This window comes from Luedemannella flava (assembly GCF_039528515.1).
Classification (GTDB): Bacteria; Actinomycetota; Actinomycetes; order Mycobacteriales; family Micromonosporaceae; genus Luedemannella; species Luedemannella flava.
Genome location: NZ_BAAALT010000169.1, coordinates 1 through 529, shown reverse-complemented (window position 1 = coordinate 529; position 529 = coordinate 1). Strand labels below are relative to the sequence as shown.

Here is a 529-nt window from a genome sequence, read left to right as displayed (position 1 = left end):
GCTCGCCCAGGCCAACCAGGCCCCGCAGTCGGTTCTCTCGCTGCTGCGCTAGTTGGTCGCATAACTGAATAGCACCTCACGCAGTGGGGCGGGCATGTTGGGTGCCCGCCCCACTGCTGCTTTTCCGGGTGGGATTTCTCCGCTCAGAAAACTCAGGTCCNGACCCGAGCCAAGGAGGATTTCTCATGGGTCTGCGCGTTAACCAGAACATCGCGGCGATCAACTCGTACCGCAACCTGTCCGTGACGGACAACCAGATGTCGAAGTCGCTGGAGAAGCTGTCCAGCGGTTTCCGGATCAACCGTGCCGCGGATGACGCTGCCGGTCTGGCGATCTCCGAGGGTCTGCGGGCGCAGGTCGGTGGCCTCAAGGTCGCCGTCCGCAACGCGCAGGACGGCATCAGCGTCGTGCAGACGGCGGAAGGCGCGCTCACCGAGACGCACTCCATCCTGCAGCGTATGCGTGAGCTGGCCGTCCAGTCCGCCAACGACGGTGCCTCCAACACCGACGCCCGCGCGGCCGCCGACAC

At 65.3% G+C, this 529-nt stretch carries 1 protein-coding gene; it reads left to right on the top strand.

Annotated elements, in window-relative coordinates; genetic code table 11:
* Nucleotides 1-185: 185 nt before the first annotated feature.
* Nucleotides 186-529, top strand: a 344-nt coding sequence (locus ABD211_RS23595) for a flagellin N-terminal helical domain-containing protein (RefSeq protein WP_486336262.1), incomplete at its 3' end; no start/stop codon positions are given.